Source organism: Streptomyces sp. SPB074, from assembly GCF_000154905.1.
GTDB lineage: Bacteria > Actinomycetota > Actinomycetes > Streptomycetales > Streptomycetaceae > Streptomyces.
The window spans coordinates 6,281,506-6,285,301 of record NZ_GG770539.1; the positions used below are offsets into that span (position 1 = coordinate 6,281,506).

At 77.8% G+C, this 3,796-nt stretch carries 3 protein-coding genes; 1 reads left to right on the forward strand and 2 read right to left on the reverse strand.

Annotation, left to right across the window (positions count from 1 at the left end):
- Positions 1 to 181 precede the first annotated feature (181 nt).
- Both SSBG_RS26810 and SSBG_RS26815 read right to left on the reverse strand, forming a co-directional pair.
- Positions 182 to 625, reverse strand: coding sequence for a Rieske (2Fe-2S) protein (locus tag SSBG_RS26810; RefSeq protein WP_037870727.1), 444 nt, complete (start codon positions 623 to 625; stop codon positions 182 to 184).
- Between the two features lie 101 nt (positions 626 to 726).
- On the reverse strand, positions 727 to 2,871 hold the full coding sequence (locus SSBG_RS26815) for a prolyl oligopeptidase family serine peptidase (protein WP_008749195.1): 2,145 nt from the start codon (positions 2,869 to 2,871) through the stop codon (positions 727 to 729).
- A gap of 100 nt (positions 2,872 to 2,971) precedes the next feature.
- On the opposite strand from SSBG_RS26815, the gene SSBG_RS26820 reads away from it, so the two are divergent.
- On the forward strand, positions 2,972 to 3,796 hold an 825-nt coding region (locus SSBG_RS26820), incomplete at its 3' end, for a HipA family kinase (RefSeq protein ID WP_078491424.1).

The following is a 3,796-nucleotide window of genomic DNA, read 5'->3' on the forward strand; positions in this document are numbered from 1 at the left end:
GGCGGCGCCCGGGGCCCGCTTCCGCCTCGCCTCGGGCCCGGGTGTCCGCGTCACGGTCTCGGGGCTCGACGCACCCGCCCTCGAAGCCCTCGCGGACGCCCTCGCGCGGGCGGCGGGGCGGGGGAGCGGGGAGGCGCGGACGTACGTGTGACGGCCCGCCCCGTACCCCCGCCGTCCTTCCTCAGGCCAGCTTGATCGTGTCGCCCGTGACCTTCAGCTCCAGTTCCTCCAGCGGCGAGGTGGCCGGGGGGTGCTTGACCGAGCCGTCCTCGATGGAGAACTTGCTGCCGTGGCAGGCGCAGTTGATCGTGCCGCCCGAGACGCCGGCCACCTGGCAGCCGGCGTGCGTGCACACGCTCGTGAACGCCTTGAACTCGCCCTTCGAGGGCTGCGTCACGACGACCTTCGCGTCGGAGAAGATCTTCCCGCCGCCCTCGGGCACGTCGGCGGTGCTGCCGAGCGTCGTGCCGTGCCCGCCGCCGCTGGTACCGGACGAGTCCTTGGCCTTGGAGCCGCCGGAGGAACCGCCGCAGGCCGCGAGGAGGGCCGCGAGGCCGCTGGCGCCCGCCGCGGCGACGAAGGCGCGGCGCGAGGCGCCGGAGCCGGAGGGGTGGAGGAGGGTCATGCGGTTTCCCTTCCGGGACACGAGGACGCGCGGGGCGTGACACGGCTGCGGAGCGGGCGCGCGGGAAGCGCCACCCCTATTGTCCGCCCCGCCGCGCCCCGTCACGCCTCCGGGGCCGGCCGGCTCCCGCCCGGCGCGTCCACCGCGACCCCCAGCGCCGCCCCGAGCCAGCGCACCTCGTGCCGCAGCAGGGCGGCGGCGAGCGGCGTGCCCGCCACGCCGTGCCCCGCCCCGGACAGCGGCAGCACCTCGTGCGGACGGCCCGCCGCGAGCAGCGCGGCCGAGAGCCGCAGCATGTGGGCCGGGCTCACGTTCTCGTCGGCGAGGCCGTGCACGAGCAGCAGCGGGCGGCGCAGGCGCGGCGCGTCGTCCAGGAGCGAGGAGGCGCGGTAGCCCTCGGGCAGCACCGCGGGATCGCCGAGGAAGCGTTCCTCCCAGTGGGTGCGGTAGAGGGACCGGTCGGCCGGCGCGGCGCCCGCGACCGCCGCGTGGAAGGTCTCCGGGTGCCGCAGTACCGCCGCCGCGGCCAGATAGCCGCCGTAGGACCATCCCCGGATGCCGACCCGGCCCGGGTCCAGGTCCGGGTACGCCTCGGCCGCCGCGCGCAGGGCGTCCGCCTGGTCGGCGAGCGGGGCCGTGAGCCGGTCGCCGTGGATCGCGTACTCCCACGGCGCGCCCCGTCCCGGCGTCCCGCGCCCGTCCGTGACGAGCACCGCGAACCCGTGCTCGGCGAACCACTGCGCGACCGCCGCCCACCACGTCCGCGCCCGCACCACGAGCCCCAGGCCGTAGCCCCCGTACGGGCTCAGGAGCACGGGAAGCCGGGTCCCCGGCGTGTGCCGGGAGGGCAGGAACAGCGCGCCGCGAAGAGCCCGGCTGCCGAGGCGCAGGTACCGGGGGCGGGGGAGCACGAGGGGGGTCTCTTCGAGGGAACGGAGGACGCCGGTACGGGGCGCGGTGACGGCGCCCGTACCGCTCGCGCCGCCCGTGGTCACCCGCACGGTGCGGCCCCGCGGTCCCAGCCCGTCGATGACCAGCGTCGGCCCGCCCGTCGCGCCCTCGTACACCCCCGGCCCGGGGCCGCTCAGCCGCTCGGGCGCGGTGCCCGGCGTCCACGCCCACACGTGGACCTCGGCCGGGTCCGTACCGGCGCGCAGCAGGATCTCCTCGCCCCGTGCCCCCAGTACCTCGCGCACCTCAAAGCCCTCCGGCGTCGTCGCCGTCCCGGCCGCGAGGCCGCGGGTGCCGTCGGCGAGGACGCGGGCCGTGACGAGCGTGCCCGCGGCCGTGCGCAGGGGAGCGCCCGGCAACAGGGCGACCCAGTACGGGTCGTGCTCCTCGGCGAGCGTGCGCGCGGAGCCGTCGGCGGGGTCGAGCGCGAGGGTGCGCACCGTGCGCTGGTCGCGGCTCTGCACGCTCGCCCAGGGCCCGTGGGCGTCCCAGCCCGCCGCGACCAGGTACTCGAACTCCGGTGCGCACCAGGCGCCTTCTGGGTGCCCGGCCCCCGCCCGCGCGGGCAGCGCCACGCGCCGCGCGCCGCCGCCGTCCACCGCGACCAGGTGCAGGCTCGTGACGGCGTTCGCCGTCCCCGCCGCCGGGTCGCGGAGCACGCGCGGAGGCCGCTCGGGGTGCGCCGGATCGCCGAGCCAGCGGCGCGCGACCCCGCTCTCGTCGGTACGGGCGACGAGCAAGGCGTCACCGCCGGGCGCCCACCAGTACGCCTCCTCGCGCCTGATCTCCCCGCGCGCGACGGGGTCGGGCAGCCCGTACGCCACCTCCGGGCCCTCCGGCGCGAGCAGGCACCGCACCCTGTCGTCGCCGCCCGGCCACGGCGCGACGTGCAGCGCGCCGTGCCTGACGAAGGCGAACCGCGCGCCGCCGGGGGCGAGGCGCGGGGCCTCGACGCCCCGCGTGCCCGTCAGCGGGCGCGGGGGCGCGGGCGTGTCCGTGTCGAGCGTCGCGAGGCCGCCGCCGGGGAGCGCGACGACGACGTGCCGCGCCGGCGCGTCGGCGGTGTACGCGCTGACGCCGGGGCCGGTGAGGGGTCGTTCGGTCCCGGCGCCGCTCTCGTACAGCCACAGCCGCAGCGGCGCCCGGGTGCCGGAGACGGAGCGGAGGAAGAGGACGCGGCGGCCGTCGTCCGAGACGGTGAAGGAGTGCGGGCGGCCCCGCGAAAAGCGGGCGGAACGGGCGAACTGATCAGGAAAAGCGCGCAGCTGTGCCCTGGTGGGCGGGGTGGGGTGCATGGGGCACTCTAGGCACGCCGACGTGCGGCCGTCAGGTGAATACCGGGGCGGCCCGCGCCCGCGTACCGGGGCGGCGCCGGTGGTCGATAATCTGCGTCCCATGCTCACCGAAGCCGCCGTGACCCGCTATCTGGCCCCGCTGCGCGAAGGCGGCTCCCTGCCCGGACTCGTCGAGGCCGGGGACGGGGAGCTGTACGTGCTCAAGTTCAGCGGGGCGGGGCAGGGGCGCAAGACGCTCGTGGCCGAGACCGTGTGCGGACTGCTCGCCGCCCGTCTCGGGTTGCGCGTGCCCGCGCTCCGGGCGCTCGACCTCGACCCGGTCATCGGCCTCGGCGAGCCCGACGAACAGGTGCAGGGGCTGCTCAAGGGCAGCGGCGGGCTCAACCTCGGCATGGGCTACCTCGCCGGCGCGCTCGGCTTCGACCCGCTCGCGTACGCCGTGGAGCCGCGCGAGGCCGGGCGGGTGCTGTGGTTCGACGCGCTCGTCGGCAACGTGGACCGCTCCTGGCGCAACCCCAACCTCCTCGTCCACGCGGGCGCGTTGTGGCTCATCGACCACGGGGCCACGATGATCTGGCAGCACAACTGGCCCACCGCCGCCGCCTCCGCGCTGCGCCGCTACGACGCGCGCGACCACGTCCTCGCCCCCTTCGCCCCGGATCTGGCCTCCGCCGAGGCCGAGCTGGCGCCGCTCGTCACCGAGGAGCTGCTGACCGGCGTCCTCGCCGAGGTTCCCGCGGTGTGGCTGGAGGGCGAGCGCGGCTTCACCTCGGCCGACGAGGTGCGCCGCGCCTACGTGGACGCCCTCCTGCGGCGCGCGGACGGCCTCTCCGCCCGCGTCGACCTGCCGGACGAGCCCCCCGCGCCGCCGGTCGCCGCCTCGGGCTGGCGGGCGCCCGGCGAGGGCGGCCCCGCCCCCGTACCG